At 71.7% G+C, this 16592-nt stretch carries 21 protein-coding genes and 3 pseudogenes; 8 read left to right on the plus strand and 16 right to left on the minus strand.

Annotation, left to right across the window (positions count from 1 at the left end; translation table 11 throughout):
- The first annotated feature begins 72 nt into the window (after positions 1-72).
- From AC1QRC_RS02510 to AC1QRC_RS02525, 4 genes and pseudogenes are all read left to right on the plus strand, one after another.
- A complete protein-coding gene (locus AC1QRC_RS02510) occupies positions 73-1023 on the plus strand; it encodes a transporter substrate-binding domain-containing protein (RefSeq protein ID WP_484205281.1) in 951 nt (316 codons plus the stop codon).
- Between the two features lie 238 nt (positions 1024-1261).
- Positions 1262-1375 (plus strand): annotated as a pseudogene (locus AC1QRC_RS02515) (amino acid ABC transporter permease); the annotation flags it as partial.
- Positions 1376-1487: 112 nt separating this feature from the next.
- Positions 1488-1874 (plus strand): ABC transporter permease subunit, encoded by a 387-nt coding sequence (locus AC1QRC_RS02520; RefSeq protein ID WP_484205282.1) that lies wholly within the window; start codon positions 1488-1490, stop codon positions 1872-1874.
- Positions 1875-1968: 94 nt separating this feature from the next.
- Positions 1969-2710: pseudogene (locus AC1QRC_RS02525) on the plus strand (amino acid ABC transporter ATP-binding protein).
- Between the two features lie 9 nt (positions 2711-2719).
- Here the strand turns inward: AC1QRC_RS02525 and AC1QRC_RS02530 are convergent.
- The 3 genes and pseudogenes from AC1QRC_RS02530 to AC1QRC_RS02540 form a co-directional block, all read right to left on the minus strand.
- A pseudogene (locus AC1QRC_RS02530) lies at positions 2720-3343 on the minus strand (cation efflux transmembrane domain-containing protein); the annotation flags it as partial.
- Entirely contained in the window at positions 3340-3675 is a 336-nt protein-coding gene (locus tag AC1QRC_RS02535; RefSeq protein WP_484205283.1) for an ArsR/SmtB family transcription factor, read from the minus strand. The gene AC1QRC_RS02535 and the pseudogene AC1QRC_RS02530, both read right to left, overlap by 4 nt.
- A 66-nt stretch (positions 3676-3741) precedes the next feature.
- Positions 3742-4356 (minus strand): TetR/AcrR family transcriptional regulator, encoded by a 615-nt coding sequence (locus tag AC1QRC_RS02540; RefSeq protein ID WP_484205284.1) that lies wholly within the window; start codon positions 4354-4356, stop codon positions 3742-3744.
- Between the two features lie 61 nt (positions 4357-4417).
- Between AC1QRC_RS02540 and AC1QRC_RS02545 the strand changes: the two genes are divergently transcribed.
- Positions 4418-4825, plus strand: coding sequence for a RidA family protein (locus AC1QRC_RS02545; RefSeq protein ID WP_484205285.1), 408 nt, complete (start codon positions 4418-4420; stop codon positions 4823-4825).
- A 15-nt stretch (positions 4826-4840) separates the two neighbouring features.
- Here AC1QRC_RS02545 and AC1QRC_RS02550 read toward each other — a convergent pair whose 3' ends face one another.
- Positions 4841-5311 (minus strand): hemerythrin domain-containing protein, encoded by a 471-nt coding sequence (locus AC1QRC_RS02550; protein WP_484205286.1) that lies wholly within the window; start codon positions 5309-5311, stop codon positions 4841-4843.
- A gap of 131 nt (positions 5312-5442) precedes the next feature.
- On the opposite strand from AC1QRC_RS02550, the gene AC1QRC_RS02555 reads away from it, so the two are divergent.
- Positions 5443-6471, plus strand: coding sequence for an NAD-dependent epimerase/dehydratase family protein (locus AC1QRC_RS02555; RefSeq protein WP_484205287.1), 1029 nt, complete (start codon positions 5443-5445; stop codon positions 6469-6471).
- Positions 6472-6477: 6 nt separating this feature from the next.
- On the opposite strand, the gene AC1QRC_RS02560 is transcribed toward AC1QRC_RS02555, so the two are convergent.
- The 9 genes from AC1QRC_RS02560 to arsM all read right to left on the minus strand — a co-directional run bounded on the left by AC1QRC_RS02560 (position 6478) and on the right by arsM (position 11723).
- Positions 6478-6876, minus strand: coding sequence for a PIN domain-containing protein (locus tag AC1QRC_RS02560; protein WP_484205288.1), 399 nt, complete (start codon positions 6874-6876; stop codon positions 6478-6480).
- 2 nt (positions 6877-6878) lie between these two features.
- On the minus strand, positions 6879-7130 hold the full coding sequence (locus tag AC1QRC_RS02565; RefSeq protein WP_484205289.1) for an AbrB/MazE/SpoVT family DNA-binding domain-containing protein: 252 nt from the start codon (positions 7128-7130) through the stop codon (positions 6879-6881).
- Positions 7131-7187: 57 nt separating this feature from the next.
- A complete protein-coding gene (locus tag AC1QRC_RS02570; RefSeq protein ID WP_484205290.1) occupies positions 7188-8087 on the minus strand; it encodes an aminoglycoside phosphotransferase family protein in 900 nt (299 codons plus the stop codon).
- Positions 8088-8148: 61 nt separating this feature from the next.
- Positions 8149-9282 (minus strand): RNA polymerase sigma factor, encoded by a 1134-nt coding sequence (locus AC1QRC_RS02575; protein WP_484205291.1) that lies wholly within the window; start codon positions 9280-9282, stop codon positions 8149-8151.
- Between the two features lie 36 nt (positions 9283-9318).
- Positions 9319-9732 carry a YciI family protein gene (locus tag AC1QRC_RS02580; RefSeq protein ID WP_484205292.1) on the minus strand — a complete coding sequence of 138 codons (414 nt, stop codon included), beginning with the start codon at positions 9730-9732 and terminating at the stop codon, positions 9319-9321.
- A gap of 83 nt (positions 9733-9815) precedes the next feature.
- Positions 9816-10100, minus strand: a complete 285-nt coding sequence (locus AC1QRC_RS02585) for a winged helix-turn-helix transcriptional regulator (RefSeq protein ID WP_484205293.1) — start codon at positions 10098-10100, stop codon at positions 9816-9818.
- Positions 10097-10462 carry a VOC family protein gene (locus tag AC1QRC_RS02590; protein ID WP_484205294.1) on the minus strand — a complete coding sequence of 122 codons (366 nt, stop codon included), beginning with the start codon at positions 10460-10462 and terminating at the stop codon, positions 10097-10099. Before AC1QRC_RS02590 ends, AC1QRC_RS02585 begins: the two co-directional genes overlap by 4 nt.
- A gap of 62 nt (positions 10463-10524) precedes the next feature.
- Positions 10525-10944 carry an arsenate reductase ArsC gene (locus tag AC1QRC_RS02595; RefSeq protein WP_484205295.1) on the minus strand — a complete coding sequence of 140 codons (420 nt, stop codon included), beginning with the start codon at positions 10942-10944 and terminating at the stop codon, positions 10525-10527.
- Positions 10941-11723: an arsenite methyltransferase gene (arsM, locus tag AC1QRC_RS02600; RefSeq protein WP_484205296.1), complete on the minus strand. Its 783-nt coding sequence runs from the start codon at positions 11721-11723 to the stop codon at positions 10941-10943. The genes AC1QRC_RS02595 and arsM overlap by 4 nt, the downstream gene beginning before the upstream one ends.
- Before the next feature lie 91 nt (positions 11724-11814).
- Between arsM and AC1QRC_RS02605 the strand changes: the two genes are divergently transcribed.
- A complete protein-coding gene (locus tag AC1QRC_RS02605; RefSeq protein WP_484205297.1) occupies positions 11815-12162 on the plus strand; it encodes an ArsR/SmtB family transcription factor in 348 nt (115 codons plus the stop codon).
- A gap of 12 nt (positions 12163-12174) precedes the next feature.
- Here the strand turns inward: AC1QRC_RS02605 and AC1QRC_RS02610 are convergent, their stop codons facing one another.
- On the minus strand, positions 12175-12309 hold the full coding sequence (locus tag AC1QRC_RS02610; protein WP_484205298.1) for an MFS transporter small subunit: 135 nt from the start codon (positions 12307-12309) through the stop codon (positions 12175-12177).
- 43 nt (positions 12310-12352) lie between these two features.
- The gene (locus AC1QRC_RS02615) at positions 12353-13717 is read right to left on the minus strand and encodes an OFA family MFS transporter (RefSeq protein ID WP_484206559.1); all 1365 of its coding nucleotides are present in this window, start codon (positions 13715-13717) and stop codon (positions 12353-12355) included.
- 229 nt (positions 13718-13946) lie between these two features.
- Here AC1QRC_RS02615 and AC1QRC_RS02620 point away from each other — a divergent pair, with 229 nt between their 5' ends.
- The gene (locus AC1QRC_RS02620) at positions 13947-15188 is read left to right on the plus strand and encodes an arginase family protein (RefSeq protein WP_484205299.1); all 1242 of its coding nucleotides are present in this window, start codon (positions 13947-13949) and stop codon (positions 15186-15188) included.
- A gap of 3 nt (positions 15189-15191) precedes the next feature.
- Here the strand turns inward: AC1QRC_RS02620 and AC1QRC_RS02625 are convergent, their stop codons facing one another.
- A complete protein-coding gene (locus tag AC1QRC_RS02625; RefSeq protein ID WP_484205300.1) occupies positions 15192-16439 on the minus strand; it encodes an MFS transporter in 1248 nt (415 codons plus the stop codon).
- Between the last annotated feature and the right edge of the window lie 153 nt (positions 16440-16592).

The following is a 16592-nucleotide window of genomic DNA, read 5'->3' on the forward strand; positions in this document are numbered from 1 at the left end:
CCTGCCGATACGCTGTGCGCACCCGACCGACCGGACCGGACGGCATACCCTCCGCACCCCCTGGAGCACCACATGTCCCGCACCCGACTCTCCGTCCTCGCCAGCTTCGCGGCCGCCGCCGTCCTGCTCTCCGCGTGCGGGGGTGAGGAGGACCCGACGGGCGACGACACCGCTGCCGAGGCGGATGGCGCCGGCGACGACGCGGCCACCGATGACGAGGCCGGAGACGGCGCAGGAGGCGACGAGGAGTCCGGCGACGACGCGGCCGGGGCGTGCACGCCCGACGCCCTGGAGACCGTGACCGCCGGGACGTTGACGCTGAGCACCTCGGAGCCGGCCTTCGAGCCGTGGATGGTCGACGACGACCCCGCCAACGGTGAGGGCTTTGAGTCCGCGGTCGCGTACGCGCTGGCCGAGCAGCTCGGCTACGACGCGGCCGACGTCACCTGGGTGCGCAACCCGTTCGAGGCGACGATCGCGCCCGGCCCGAAGAACTTCGACCTGGCGATCAACCAGTTCTCGATCACCGACGAGCGCCGGCAGGCGGTGGACTTCACCACCGCGCTACTACGACGTGCGCCAGGCCGTCGTCTCCAAGGAGGGGTCGCCCGCCGCCGACGCGACGAGCCTGGCCGACCTGCAGGACAGTCCTGCTCGGGGCCCAGGTGGGCACCACGAGCCTGGCCTCCATCGAGGAGTTCGTCGCCCCGAGCAGCGAGCCGCACGATCTACAACAGCAACGAGGAGGCCAAGCTCGCCCTCGACAACGACCAGGTCGACGCGATCGTGGTCGACCTGCCGACCGCCTTCTACCTGACCGCCGTCGAGATCGAGGGTGGCGTCATCGTCGGACAGCTGCCGCTGACCGGCGACGTCGAGCAGCTCGGCTTCGTGCTCGATCTCGACAGCCCGGTCACCGACTGCGCGACGCAGGCGGTGGACGCGCTGCGGGAGGACGGGACCCTGGAGGACCTGGCGGCCGAGTGGCTCGCCGACGTCGCAGGGGCCCCCGAGCTGCAGTGAGCCTGCCGCAGACCGACCCCGCTGGAGCTGTCCCGCCGCCGGCTGCGGGCCGGTCGCTCCCGCCGGTCGACGCTGACCGCGCTGGTCAGCACCCTGGTCTTCGCGGTCGGTGCTCTACCTCGCCGTCACCAACGCCCCGGGCTGGCCGCGGACCCAGCAGACCTTCCTCAACCCCGAGGTCGCCTGGGAGTCCCTGCCCAAGATCCTCGAGGGGCTCTGGCTGAACGTCCGGGTGCTCGTGGTCGCGGCCATTTCTACCCTGGTGCTGGCCCTGCTCATCGCGGTGCTGCGCACCCTGCGGGGGCCGGTCTTCCTGCCGCTGCGGCTGCTGGCGACCGGCTACGTCGACCTGTTCCGCGGGATGCCGCTGATCGTGCTGCTCTACCTCATCGGCTTCGGGGTGCCGGCGCTGCGGTTCACCGACGCGCGGATCGACCCGGTCGATCCTGGGCACCGTCGCACTGGTGCTGACCTACTCGGCCTACGTCTCCGAGGTGTTCCGCGCGGGGATCGACAGCGTCCACCCCAGCCAGCGGCTCGGCGCCCGGTCCCTCGGCCTGAGCTACGGCCAGTCGATGCGGCTCGTCGTGCTGCCGCAGGCGGTGCGCCGGGTCACCCCGCCGCTGCTCAACGACTTCGTGGCGATGCAGAAGGACGTGGGCCTGATCTCGCTGCTCGGGCCGCTCGATGCGGTGCGCGCCGCGCAGATCGCCTCGCAGAGCAGCTTCAACTTCACGCCGTATGTCGTGGCCGCCCTCCTCTTCGTGTTGCTGTCGGTGCCCACCGCCCGGCTGGCCGACTGGGCGACGGCACGGGCCGCGCGCCGCGAGCAGAGCGGGGCCGCGCTGTGATCGGTGGCGCAGGTCGCCGGCGAGGGCGTATGCCGTGGGCCCTGCCGCGGGACACCTCCTCGACCTGCCGCCGGGTCCACGACGCCGCGAGGAGGTGGTGCTGGACGTCCGGGGCCTGGTCAAGGCCTACGACGACACCGTGGTGCTCGGCGGCATCGACCTGACCGTGGCCGAGCACGAGGTGGTGACCCTGATCGGGTCGTCCGGCTCCGGCAAGTCGACGCTGCTGCGCTGCGCCGGAGTGCTGGAGCCGATCAGCGACGGCCAGATCCTGCTGGACGGCCAGGACATCAGCGACCCGCGGGTCCACGCGGACTCGGTGCGGGCCCGGTTCGGCGTGGTGTTCCAGGCCTACAACCTGTTCCCTCACATGACGGTGCTGGACAACGTCACCCTGGCGCCCCGTGTCGTTCACGGGGTGCCCGCGAAGGAGGCCCGCCAGAAGGCCGAGGCGCTGCTGGCCAGGGTGGGTCTCGGCGGACAAGGCGAACGCCTATCCGGACCGGCTCTCCGGCGGGCAGCAGCAGCGGGCCGCGATCGCGCGGGCCATCGCCGTCGAGCCGCGGGTGCTGCTGCTCGATGAGATCACCTCGGCGCTGGACCCCGAGCTGGTCGGGGAAGTGCTCGGCCTGGTCCGCGAGCTGGCCGCGGGCGGCGCGACGATCCTGATGGCCACCCACGAGATGGGCTTCGCCAAGCAGGTCGCCGACCATGTGGTGTTCCTGGACCAGGGCGTGGTCTGTGAGGAGGGACCTCCGGCCCGGGTGCTCGGTGAGCCCACCCAGCCCCGCACCCAGGAGTTCCTCCGCAGAGTTATCGACGCCGGCCGCCTCTGACACGGGCTAGCAGCAGGTGTCTCCCCGCCAGGCGGCCAGTCCCTCCCGGACGGCGACGCCCGCGATGACCAGCGCCGCGACCGGATCGGCCCACGACCACCCCAGCGTCGAGTTCAGGACGAGCCCTACCAGCAGCACGGCGGACAGGTAGGTGCACAGCAGCGTCTGTTTGGAGTCGGCGACGGCGCTGGCCGACCCGAGCTCGCGCCCGGTGCGCCGCTCAAACCAGGACAGGAAGGGCATCACGACCACGCTCACCGCGGCCAGCACGATGCCGACGGTGGAGTGGTGCGCCTCGGCCCCGCCCAGCAACGACCGCACGGCGTCGACGGTCACGAACAGGGCCAACCCGAGGAAGGAGACGGCGATGAGCCGCATCGCCGCGCGCTCCCGACGGTGCGGCTCCGGGGCGGCGAACTGCCAGGCGACGGCCGCGGCCGAGAGCACCTCGACCAGGGAGTCCAGACCGAAGCCGACGAGCGCCGATGACGAGGCGATCCGGCCCGCGGTGATCGCCACGGCCGCCTCCACGATGTTGTAGCTGATCGTGGCGGCCACGATCCACCGGACGCGGCGCTCCAGCACGCGGCGCCGGGCGGGGGCCGTCGGGGTCGACAGCGGCACCGAGGTCATGCGCAGGTGCACCCCTCGGGAGCACAGCACGTCGGGTCCACCGTCACCACCAGTTGCACGAGGTCCGAGAGCGCGGGTGCCAGGTGCGGATCGGTCAGCCGGTAGAGGCTGCGCCGACCCTCCGGCACCGCCTCCACCAGCCCGCAGCCACGCAGGCAGGCCAGCTGGTTGGACATCACCTGGCGGGAGACTCCCAGGGCCTCGGCGAGGTCGGAGGGGTATGCCGAGCCGTCCCGGAGCGCGAGCAGCACCCGGGCGCGGGTCTCGTCGGAGAGAGCATGGCCGAGCCGGGCGACGGCGGCCGTGTGCGTCAGGGTGACGGTCTGGTCCATGAGGTCGACGCTACAGCGTTTTGTGAATTCAGGAAAGAGTGAATGATCAGTCGATCCCTCCGGTCCTCAGCGGCCCCTCGCCCAGCCGTCCGCCACCGACCGGGATACCGACGCCGGGTCGCCGCCCGCCGACACCAGCAGCCGCTCGAGCCCCGAGACCATCACCGGCTCGACCTGCTCGAGGGACAGCACGCCGGTCACCATCAGCATGCAGCCGCCGTGGCCGAGCAGCCACACCTCGTGAGCAAGGGTCCCGGCATCCACCTCCGGGTCCAGCCCACCGTCACCGACAGCCCGGGCGACGGCCTCGACCAGGTGCTGCAGGCTGGCGTCCGCGCCGTCCGGATCGGGCAACGGCAGGCTGCCGTCGAACATCACGGCATACAGGTCCGGGGACTGCGCGGCCGTGGCGGCGTACGCGGAGCCCGCCGCAGCCACGTCGCTCACCGGGTCGGCGGTGGCCGTCACCGCGGCCAGCCGGGCGGTGAGCCGGTGGAACCCTTCCTGGCGCACCGCGCCGAGCAGGCCCGGCATGCCGTCGAAGTAGGTGTAGACCGCCATCGTCGACAGACCGGTCCCGGCGACGACGCTGCGCAGGCTGACCTGCTCGCGCCGCGCCAATTTGGCGGCCGTGCGCTCGATGAGCAGCGCACGGACCTCGGGGCGGGCGGGGCGGACCACTTGACGATTCTATAGCACTGCTATTCAATAGCACTGTTATCGAATCCCAAGGAGGCACGTCATGTCCGTCGAACTCATCAACCCACCCGACCTCCCCCAGCCCGACGTCTACGCCCAACTGTCCGTCGCACAGGGCTCCCGCATGGTCTTCGTCTCCGGCCAGGTGGCCCGCGACGCCGCCGGGCAGCCGGTCGGCCCCGGGGACCTCGCGGCGCAGACCGAGCAGGCCTACGTCAATGTCAACGCCGCCGTCACGGCGGCGGGCGGCTCGTTCGCCGACATCGCCAAGCTCACGATCTATGTCGTGGACTGGGAGCCGGCCAAGCTCGCGCAGCTCGGCGAGGGGGCCACCCGCGCCGCCCAGCGCCTCGGTCTGGACCTGGTGCGTCCGATCACCCTCCTGGGGGTGTCGGCTCTGGGCGAGCCCGACCTGCTGACCGAGGTGGAGGCCGTGGCCGTGCTGCCGTGACGGCCTGAACCCGCGTCACAGGGGTCCCAGCACCGCGGCCGGATCCGCATCGAGCGCCAACGAGTCCAGCACCGAGAGCAGCTGGCGCTCCTCGTAGCGGAAGTGGGACTCCATGATCGCCGAGATCCCCTCCAGGTGGCGCGCCAACTCGGCCGGAGTGGCCGACCGGTCGACCGCGGCCTGCAGACCCCCGAGCAGGTGGTTGATCATCGAGTGGTCCCGCTCCAGGGAGCGCAACGTGTCCCGCAGCTCCGGGTGCGCCGCCGCGATCGCGGGGAACAGGGTGCGGTCCTCGCCCTCGTGGTGCCCGGTCAGCGCGGCGCAGAAGCCGTGGCAGTACAGGAGCAGATCCCGGCTCGCGCGCTCCACGGCCGCGCCGTCGGCCACGGCGTCCATGGTGAGTTCCAGTGCTCCGCGCAGCCGTTCGTGCACGGCTCGCAACTCTCGACTCCAGGCGACCAGCCTGGTCTGCTCGCCCTCAGTCACGTGAGGGCGAAGGGGTCGACGTCATCATCGTCGTCCTCCTTCGTATCCGGCGCCTCCATGCCTGACACGGTCTGTCACCGGCACGCGACGCTGGGGACAGGCTAGTCGAGACCCTCTGCCAGGATCGACTCATGTCCCCGCGAGCACTTCTTCTCGGCGGCACCGGCACCCTGAGCCGCGCTGCCGAGCACCTCGCCGGGCAGGGCTGGCGGGTCACGGTGACCGCCCGGAATCCCGCCGCCGCTCCCCCGGGCTGGGCAGATCTCGGCATTGCTGTCGCCGCCGCGGACCGGAACGACGAGGGCGCGACCGAGTCACTCGTCGGGGGCGGGGTCGACCTGCTCGTGGACGGACAGTGCTACACCCCCGAGCACGCCCGTTCGCTGGCCCGCTGGTCCCGAGCCTGCGGCTCCACCGTGATGCTGTCCGCCAAGGCGGTGTATGTCGACAGCCGGGGACGGCATCTCAACTCACCGGAGCCGGCGGTCTGGGACGGACCGGTCCGGGAGGACCAGCCCACGATGGAGTTCCACGGCGAGCCGTACGCCTCGGCCGAGGGATACGGCGCGAACAAGGCCGAGGCCGAGCGGGTGCTGCGGGCGGACGGGCAGCGGGTCTCGATCCTGCGCCCGAGTAAGGTCCACGGCGCGTCGGTGCGGCAGTCGCGGCTGTGGGGCGTCGTCCTCCGGGTGCTGGCGGGACGCGACCGGATGCCGGTCCGGCGTGGTGACGTGGTGGAGTCGACGACCTCGACCGAGGCGATCGCACGAGCCGTGTGGGCGGCTGCGCAGCAGCCCGCGGCGCGGGCGCTCAACGTCACCGACAGCGATCCCCGCCCCGCCCGTGAGCTGGTGCAGGAGGTGGCCGCGCTGGCTGGTGGCTCACTGAACCTCGTGGACGTCGGGGGCTGCGGCTGCCCGGAGTCGGTCGGCCGCCTCCCCTGGACGGTCGACATGGTGCTCGACACCGCGGCGCAGCGTGCCCTGGGCGTGCCGGACACGACCTTCTCCGAGACCGCCGGTGCGGAGGTCGGGTGGCTGAAGTCGGTCGCGACCCGGGCCGCCGACGGCGCCTGGAGCCTGCCCGACTGGATCGCCGCCACGACTCCGGACCTCACGGCCGAGGACGCCTGTCTCACGGGGGCCTGCTCCCGGGGCTGACCCGGATCACTCCGCCGCCAGCAGGCGCCACCCCAGGTCCCGGGCCGCGCGACGGTCGAACGTCACGGTCTCGCCCACGCCGAACAGCTCCATCGAGGACGCGATCAGGGCATCGGCGAAGTCGGCGCCGGACTCCGCGGCGGTCAGCGCCTGCACGACCCCCTCACCGTCCTCGAACTCGAGGACGCTGCTGGCGACCAGGTGGGACATCGCGCTCAGACAGGTCTCCCGCGGGTACGCATAGGTCCGGGAGAGAACCCAGTAGAGCTCGACGAGGGTCACCTGCGTCACGAATCCGGGAGCCCCCTGACTCAACTGCGACATCACGCGTGTCGCAGCGGCGAACTGACGCTCGTCATCGCGCACGAGGTAGCGGACGAGCACGCTGGTGTCGAGCCCGATCACGCTCAGGCTCGGCCCGGATCCAGCCGCCCGGCGGCAGCAGCCCCCTCTGCGATGCCCTCGTCCATCTCCTCGAGCCCCCGTGCCCGCTGCCCGGGACGGTGCAGCACGCCAGCCAGGTCGGCGATCGCACCCGTCTGTGCCACGAACCGGTAGTGCCCCGCGCCCAGCCTGACGAACATCACCTGCGACCCGGCCTCCAGGCCGAGCTCGTCCCGCACGTCCTTGGGCACCGTGACCTGACCCTTGCTGGTCATCCTCGCAGTGGACATGGCATCCTCACATCGCGGGCGACATTCCTTACTAGAGCCATCTTAGTAAGGCGTTCGCGCGAACGCGAGCAGTGCCTCGGTCCGCTCGCTCAGCCCGTGCCAGGTGATCAGCGAGACGGCGGAGACCACCGCATTCACCCGACTCCAGGCGAGCAGCCGGTCCAGGTCCATGCCGACGAGCGCAGCGAGCTGACGGGCCCGTCCCACCATCTGCCGGGGACCCCCGTCGGCGACCACGAAGTCGACCATGTCGAAGCACCGATCCCCCACGCAGAGCTTGGGGTCGATGACGACGAGCCCGCGATCCCCGCGCAGCACGTTGCCGAGGTGCAGGTCCCCGTGGATCACGGCATCCTCATGGTCGTCGCGCAGCAACTCCCGGCAGTCCGCGACGGCTTGCCGCCAGAGCGCGTCGGGCACGTGGACGCGCACCCCCGGCCGGGACTGCCGCTCACCGATCCGCTCCACCATCTCCTCGCACCGGTCGGCGAGCACGTCGTCCACGCCGGACGAGGTCGTGCCGTGCAGGTCGCGCAGCAGCGCCGCCCAGGTCTCGGGAGTGGGCGGGGAGCCGCGCGTGCTGTCCAGGGTGTCGCCGGGGACGATCCGCTCGAGCAGGACCGCGCCAGCGACCGGGTCCTCCTCGAGGACGGCGGGGACACGGCCGGTCGGTGCGAGGTGACGCAGCATGCCGACCTGGCGCGCCAGGAACGCCGCGTCCGGACTCACCTTGAGGACCGCCGGCTCCCCGGCTGCGGTCTCGACAGCCAGCACGACCGACGTCGCCCCGGACTCATACAGGGTGCCCCGGCGCAGTCCCCACCGCGCTGTCAGGTCCGCGACGATCGCCGGCAGGGCCTGACCGAAGGCGGCGGCGCGCTCGGCCCCGAACCTGTCGTCCAGCGCCGCGCCCTCCCGGACCAGGTCCTCGTCAGTGATCATCCGCGGACCCTACCCAGGCCGGGCCGGCGGTGCCCCCGCTTTTCCGCACCCCGCGGGCGACTCACGCGTCGCGCAGTCGCGCGGCCTGCCGCGCGAGGTGATCCCGCTCGGCGGTGCTGGCGGCCTCGCGGGAGGCCTCGGCATACAGCTGCCGGGCGACCGGCAGATCCCCCGCCCTCTCGTGCAGGTAGGCCGCGACCGCGGTCCGCCGCGGCACGTCGCCCGGCACCGTCTCGAGCGCCCGCAACCCGACCTGCGGGCCGTCCACCTGGGCGAGCGCGACGACCCGGTTGAGAGCCACGACGGGACTGTCGGTGAGGGCGGTCAGCTCGTCATACCACTCCAGGACCTGGGGCCAGTCGGTCTCCCCGGCGGTCGGGGCGTCGGCGTGCAGGGCCGCGATCGCCGCCTGGCACTGGAACTCCCCCAGCCGGTCCCGGGCCAGGGCGCGCTGGAGGACGGCCACGCCGTCCGCGATGAGGCGGGTGTCCCACAGCGGGCGGTCCTGCTCGGCCAGTGTCACGAGGGCACCGTCGTCCGTGAAGCGCGAGGCGCGGCGGGCGTGGTGCAGCAGCATCAGCGCCAGCAGACCCCCGACCTCGGGCTCGTCGGTGCCGTCCGCCAACTGGCGGGTCAGCCGGATCGCCTCGGCGGCCAGGTCGACGTCGCCGCCGTACCCCTCGTTGAAGATCAGGTAGAGCACCCGCAGCACCCGCCCGAGATCGCCCGGCTCCGCGACGCCCTCCGCCGCGACCGTCCGCTTGGCCCGGCTGATCCGCTGGGCCATCGTGGCCTCGGGGACGAGGTAGGCCGAGGCGATCTGCCGGGTGGTCAGGCCCCCGACGGCGCGCAGCGTCAGGGCGACGGCGGACGAGGGGGTCAGCGCCGGGTGGCAGCACAGGAACAGCAGGAGCAGGGTGTCGTCCTGCTGCTCCGCGGGGCCGGGGTGGGGCTGGACGTGGTCGAGGAACTCCCGGTGCCGGCGGGCGGCCTCGGAGCGGATCACGTCGAGGTGCTTGCGCCACGCGACGGTGACCAACCAGCCGAAAGGGTCGTCCGGCTCCCCGTCCGGCCAGCGGCGAAAGGCCTCGAGGAGAGCCTCCTGGACGGCGTCCTCGGCCGCCGCGAAGTCGACTCCGCGACGGACGAGGACGCCCAGCACCCGGGGGCCCAGGTCCTTGAGCAGGTCATCCATGTCGGCACACCGCCCAGTGGCTGTTCGGGCGTCGCCTCACTCGGTGACGGTCGGCGCCTCGGTGAGGAACGGCCGCACCTCGATCCACTCGTGGATCGGCTTGCCGTCCTTGCCGGGCGCCGAGGACAGGTAGGCCGCGGCCTCGTGGGCCCGCTCGACCGAGTCGACGTCGATCACCATCCACCCGGCGATGAGGTCCTTGGTCTCGGCGAAGGGACCGTCGGTGACCGGCGGCTTGCCCTCGCCGTCGTAGCGCACGAAGGTGCCCTCCGGTGACAGCGCCTGGGCGTCGACGAACTCGCCCCGCTCGCGGAACTCGTCGGCGACCTTGTTCATGAACGCGATGTGGTCGGCGACCTCCTGCTCGGTCCACTCCGCCATCGGCGAGTCGGTGCCCGGCAGCGGCTCCGGGATGCCGCGGTAGTGCTTCAGCAACAGGTACTTGGCCATGATTCTCTCCTTGGTCCGTGACCGCCATCCTGGCCGTCATCACCCCTGGGACGGAACCACCCGGACGTTCTCGACATGGAGCGTCAGGGCAGTTCCTCGCCCCAGGCGGCCAGCGAGTCGAGCACCGGGTCGAGCTCACGCCCCAGCGGGGTCAGTCCATAGCTCGAGGCCGTGCCGGTCGGGGTGCGCTCCACGACGCCGCGGTCGGTCAGCGTCTTCAACCGCTCGGTCAGCAGGTTGCTGGAGATGCCGTCCAGCCGGGCCGCGAGGTCGGTGAACCGCAACGGCCCGTCGGTCAGGGCGTGCACGATGAGCATCGTCCAGGGACGGCCCAGCAGGGTCGCGGCGGCACGGAGGCCGTCCGTCACCGGAGCACCTGGGTGAGGTGGACGATGAAGCCGTCGGGGTCGAGGACCGCGGCGTCGCGCTCCCCCCACGGGCGGTCCGCCGGCTCCTCGACGACCTCCGTGCCGGCGTCCCGCAGCCGTGCGACGGTCGCGTCGACATCCGCCACGGTGAAGTAGACCTCCGTCCGGCCGTGGCGGGCCTGCGCCCGGTCGACCCCGTCGGTCTCGGTGGGATGCAACAGCAGCCGTATGCCGTGCACGTCCAGCTCGACCCGGCCACCGTGGTCACCGGCGACGGGCAACCCGAGGGTGCTCTCGTAGAAGGTGCGCGACCGCTCAGGGTCGTCGACGTAGAGGGCGAGTGTGCGGACTCCGGTGATCATGCCGACTCCTTGCTTCATATTTTGAAGTGTAACTTCAGATTATGAAGCATGTGTTCCCCGCGTCAAGCCCCTGGCCCGTCAGGCCTCCCGAGCTCGGCGAGCAGTCGCCGGACCCGCTGCTCGATGTCGTCCCGGACGACCCGCACGAACTCGAGGGGTTGACCGGCAGGGTCCGCCAGTTCCCAGTCCTCGTAGCGGCGCCCGGGGTAGTAGGGGCAGGCATCCCCGCAGCCCATCGTGACGACGACGTCGGAGGCCCGCACCGAATCGGGGGTGAGCACGCTCGGTCGCTCGGCCGCGATGTCGATCCCCTTCTCGCGCATCGCCTCGACGGCGACCTGATTGATCGCGTCCGCGGGCTCCGAACCCCCGGACAGGACGGTGACCCGGTCGCCCGCCAGGTGACGCACGAATCCGGCGGCCATCTGCGAGCGCCCGGCGTTGTGGACGCAGACGAAGAGCACCGTCGGACGGGCGGTCATGCCTGACCCACCGGCTTGCTGGCCCGCACGATCGCGGCATGCATGCCCGGTGCCACCTCGTGGGTGAACTCGACCTCGGCACCGATGAAGCCAGCACGATCCAACTCCGCGAGGTACTCCCCCCGCGACAGGGCGCCGGCGATGCACCCCACGTAGGAGCCGCGCTCAGCGCGGTCCTGCTCCGTCAGGTGGTCCTCGGCCACCACGTCGGAGATCCCGATCCGCCCACCCGGCGCGAGCACCCGGAACATCTCGGCGACCACGGCTGGCTTGTCGACCGAGAGGTTGATCACGCAGTTGGAGATGACCACGTCGATCGTCCCGTCAGGCAGCGGGACAGCCTCGATGGTGCCCTGGCGGAACTCCACGTTCGAGGCGCCCGCCTCGTCGGCGTTGCGTCGTGCCAGGTCGAGCATCTCGTCAGTCATGTCGACGCCGTAGACGAAGCCGTCGGGACCGACCCGCCGGGCCGACAACAGCGCGTCCAGACCACCACCCGACCCCAGGTCGAGCACCCGCTCGCCGGGAGCGAGCTCCGCCACGGCGGTGGGGTTGCCACAGCCCAGGCTCGATTCGAGGGCCTCCATCGGTAGTTCCACCGACGACCCGTACAGCGCACGGCCGAACCTGGCCCCGGCCTCGGGCTCCCCGTCGCAGCACGCGGCCGAGGTGCCGGCCGGGCCACTCTCGGCAACCAACGAGGAACGAGCGGTCACGGATGCGGCGGCCTCGGCATACCGTTGCCGCACGCGCTCGCGAAGTTCTCGGTGCTCACTCATGTCCTGCTCCGTCCACTCGGGCTGACCGGCGTCTCACATAGAGACTCGTCGATACATCGATATCTGTCAATGCGTCTGCCATACTGGCTCCATGCCAACCGAAGTCCCGTTGCTGGATGCTGTCGCTGCCTGCTGCGCCCCGGTCACGGGCGGCGCCCTCGAGCCGGAGGCCGCTGACCGGCTGGCCGCGGCCTTCAAGGCACTCGGTGACCCGACGCGGGTCCGGCTGCTCTCCCTCATTGCCGCGCAACCGGACGGGGAGGCCTGCATCTGCGACCTGACGGCACCGGTCGGGCTCTCCCAGCCGACGGTGTCGCACCACATGAAGCAGCTGGTCGCCGTCGGGCTGGTGACGAGGGAGCAGCGCGGCAAGTGGGCCTACTACGCCGTGGACCGGGCCGTGCTGTCCTCGCTCAGCGAGGCCCTGCGGCCCCGGTGATCCCCGTGCCGGTCACCCCGTGAACAGCTGGGCGACCGCCTTGGCCGAGTTGTAGAGGCCGTACGCCAGGGGGATCAGCACGACGGTCCAGCTGACGACGAGCCGGCCGGTGTAACTCTGGGCCGGGTGGCTGGTGGCTTCGGTCATGGCAGGTTCCTCTCGCACGCGGTCGGACGTGGCCGGGTCGGCATCATCGGGCGGCCTCCACCATCTCCTGGGCGGCGGACTTCTCGTGCCAGCGCTCGGAGACCGGCCGGATGAGCAGGTTGGCCACGAACCCGACCGCCAGGATCCCGACCATGATGAACAGGGCAGGCCGGTAGTCCGCCGCGACGAGCTCGCCTGGGGTCCCGCGGGAGTCCAGGATCCGGTTGATGATGAGGGGCCCGAGCACGCCGGCCGTGGACCAGGCCGTCAACAGCCGGCCGTGGATTGCCCCGACCTGGAAGGTGCCGAACAGGTCACGGAGGTAGGCGGGGACGGTGGCGAACCCTCCCCCGTAGAAGGAGATGATCACGGCACAGAGCAGCACGAAGATGGCCGTCGAGTTGCTGCCGACCACGGCCAGCAGCAGGCAGAGCCCGATGCCACCCCCCAGGTACATGACATACGTGGGCTTGCGCCCGATGACGTCCGAGGTGGAGGACCACACGAATCGTCCACCCATGTTGGCCACCGACAGCAGCCCGACGAATCCGGCAGCAGCCGCCACGGACACGCTCGACCCGCCGCCGTTGCGGAAGAAGTCCTGCGCCATCGGTCCGGCCTGCTCGAGGATGCCGATGCCAGCCGTGACGTTGCACAGCAGCACCGTCCACAACAGCCAGAACTGCGGGGTCTTGATGGCGTTGGCCGCCGAGACGTTCGCCGTGGTCACCATGGGCTTGGCCCGGATGGTGGCGGGGTCGAAGCCGTCCGGCTTCCAGTCGGGCGCCGGGACCCGCACGGTGAAGACGCCGAGCATCATGACCACGAAGTAGGCCACGCCGAGGGTGAGGAAGAGCTTCATCACGGCGTCCCCGCCGGGGTTGTCCCCGCCGTAGAGCGAGAGCAGTTCGCGGGAGAGCGGCGCCGCCACCATGGCGCCACCGCCGAATCCCATGATGGCCATGCCGGTCGCCAGGCCCGGACGGTCCGGGAACCACTTGATGAGCGTGGAGACCGGCGAGATGTACCCGAGCCCGAGACCGATCCCGCCGATGAAGCCGTAGCCGAGGTAGACGAGCCACAGCTGATTGGTCCCGATCCCGAGCGCCGCGACGAGGAAGCCGGAGGCCCAGCAGCAGGCGGCGGTGAACATGGTGCGCCGTGGACCGACCCGGTCGACCCAGGTGCCGAAGATCGCGGCGGAGACGCCGAGCATCACGATGGCGATGGAGAAGACCGCCCCGATCGCCGTCAGGCTCGTGTCGAAGTGGGCGACCAGCGCCTCCTTGTACACGCTCGTCGCGTAGGCCTGACCGATACACAGGTGGATGGCCAGGGCAGCCGGCGGGATCAACCACCGGCTGTATCCCGGGGGCGCCACCGTGTGCGCCCGGTCCAGGAACGTCAGTGCTGCCAAGGTTGGACCTCCTTGTGCTGGATCCCGGGGATCGTGGATCGGCCGGCTGGTCGGCCCCGCTCGAAACCCTTGTGCGCGAGACGCAACAGGCGAATCTACCCCTCGCAGGGCAACGAAAGTTCTACAGAAACCACCGTTCGGTTAAGAACTCCGGCTGCCCCGGTTCACGGAAGGTACCGTCGGAGGCGTCGCCAAGACGAGGACCGGAGGAGGGATCGCCATGGCCGGTGGGAACGCGCCCGGCACGGTGGCCGCGGCGATGGTCCGTTCCCCGGCGGTGCATGGCCCGGAGGCGACGGTGGACGACCTGGTCAGCTTCTTCACCGACGACCACGTCCACGCTGCCGTCGTGGTCCGCGACTCCACGCTGCTCAGCGTCGTGCTCCGCGACGACCTGGCGGGCCGGGCACCGACGGCGCCGGCCTCGGAGGCCGGGCGCCTGGCCGGACGGACTGTGGCGCCCGATGCGGCGCTCGAGCCCACCCGACGACAGATGCTCGCCAGGGGGATCCGACGCCTCGCGGTCGTGGACGGAGCGGGACACCTGCTGGGCCTGCTGTGCCTGAAACGGAGCGGCCTCGGGTTCTGCACCGATGCCGACGTCGCCGACCGGGCCCGCGAGCGGTCCGACGACCGCGCCGCCCTCGCCCTCTCCCACTTCGCCGGCCGGGCGGGCGACCACAACGACCGGGCCATGCTCGGCTCGCCGGCGCTGGCCGCCGAGTTCGCGCGTCGGCTGGGGCTGGAGCCGACCGCCCTCGGCGCCCCGGAGCCCGCGCTCGGGACCGACTGGGCCGAGGAACTCGCGGTTGCCCGCCCAGCCCTCACCGCGATGCGGGACCGGTATGCGGAGGTGCTGGCTGCCGGCGCACGACCGATCACCGCGTTGAGCCGGTGTGCGGTGGCGCTGGCCACGCTGCCGGTCGTAGCCCGGCACCATCCCGGGGCCGCGGTCGTGTGGTTCGACGCGCACGCCGACCTCAACACCCCCGACACGACCGACACGGGATACCTGGGAGGTCTGGCGCTCTCCGGCCCGCTGGGGCTCTGGGACTCCGGCCTCGGCGCCGGGCTGCGGCTGGAGGACGTCGTGCTCGTCGGGGTCCGGGACATCGACCCGCCGGAGCAGGACCTCATCGACCGCTCAGGCATCACCGTGCTGCCACCCGGACCCGACCTGGCGGGAAGGCTCGCGGATGCGCTCGGCGGGCGCACGGCATACGTGCACATCGACTGCGACGTGCTCGAGCCGGGCACCGTGCCCACCGACTACCGCGTCCCCGGTGGGCTCACGCTGGCCGAACTGCACGCCACCTCGGTGACGATCGCCGCGTCGGGGGTCCTGGGCCTGGAGGTCGGGGAGTTCGAGGCTGCGCAGACCCCGGAGCAGACCGGGCGGGCCGCCGGCGCGGTCGTCGACGGCGTCCAGCCGCTCCTGGACGCGCTCGCCGGCGCACGCTGACGGTCAGGTCCGGACGCCGCGGCGGGGGTCCAGCCGCAGATAGACCCAGGCCGCCGGCGCCTGGATCGCCGCCGCCAGCAGGAGCGCCGCCGGCACGCTGGTCCGGCTCGCCACCGCCCCGAGCGCCGGGCCGCCGGCGACCTGCCCGACCGCATCGGCCTGCCCCATCATCGACAGCGTGGTGGCGCGCGCCTGCGAGGAAACGTGCCGGTTGAGCCAGGCGCGCTGCACCGGGTGCCCGACGGAGATCGCGGCGTCCCGTCCCCACCGACCCGCCAGGGCGACCCAGACGTTCCCGGCCACCGCGAACACCGCCACGCCGAGCACCTGCACCAGGACGAGCAACGCCATCACCCGGGTGGGGTGCTCGGCCTGCAGTGCCCGGGGTGCCAGCCGGTTCGCGGCCAGGCTCGCGACCAGGGCGAGCAGCGAGCTGATCAGCGCGAAGAGGGTGAACCAAAACGCCAGCCCGTCCAGACCCGCGACGTCCGGCAGGTCCAGGTCCCGCACGATGCGGTCCACCCACAGCCGGTCGAAGACCTCGCTGGTGAGCCCGGCGAGCAGGGCGATCAGGAGGAAGGACCGGACCACGCCGGGACGCCGCGCGGCCTTCATCCCATCGCGGGCGGTGCCCGCCATGTGTCCCCAGGTGTCCCGGTCTCCGGCCGGCGTCGGGGTGAACTGTTCCTCCCGCATGGCCACCGCCATCGCCACCGCCAGGAGGACGAAGCCGACACCGCCCACGACGATCGGCACGTGCAGGCCACCGGCGGCGACCGCGAGGACTCCGGCCAGCACGATCCCGACGATGTTCATCGCCAGGCCGACCTGGTGCCCCCGGGTGAAGGAGAACTGGACGCGGTCGGCTCCTACCTCGTCTGCGACCCAGGCCTCGGCGGCCCCGGAGACGAAGGTGTAGCCGAGGCCCCAGACGACCTGGGCGAGCAGAATCGGCCAGAACGCGGGGAACAGTCCCACCACGACCACCCCTGCCCCGATCAGGACCAGCCCGATGACCACGGACCACTTGCGGGAGTGCAGGTCGGCCACGATCCCGGTCGGGATCTCCCCCAGGAAGCAAGTCGCCTCCAGCACGGTGCCGACGAGGACCAGTTCGAGCGGGCTCAGCCCGGCGACGTCGACCTGGTAGACCAGTCCGAGAGTGAAGGCCAGCGCCCACAGCAGCGCCCACGCGCCCTGGAGGGCGACATAGGTGGGGCCGGCGGGACGGGCAGCGGTGCGCCACGACATACGACAAACATCCTCACGAGCAGGGCGGCAGACGGGCCGCGGTGATCAGGCAGAGCGGGTCGCGAAAGACCCGGTGGACCCCGGTGGGTCGACCGTTCGTGACCAGTGCCTACCGCGGGCCCGCACGGCGCGGGTCGCGGCTGCTCGAGAGAC

The sequence above is a fragment of the Ornithinicoccus sp. genome (assembly GCF_057176825.1).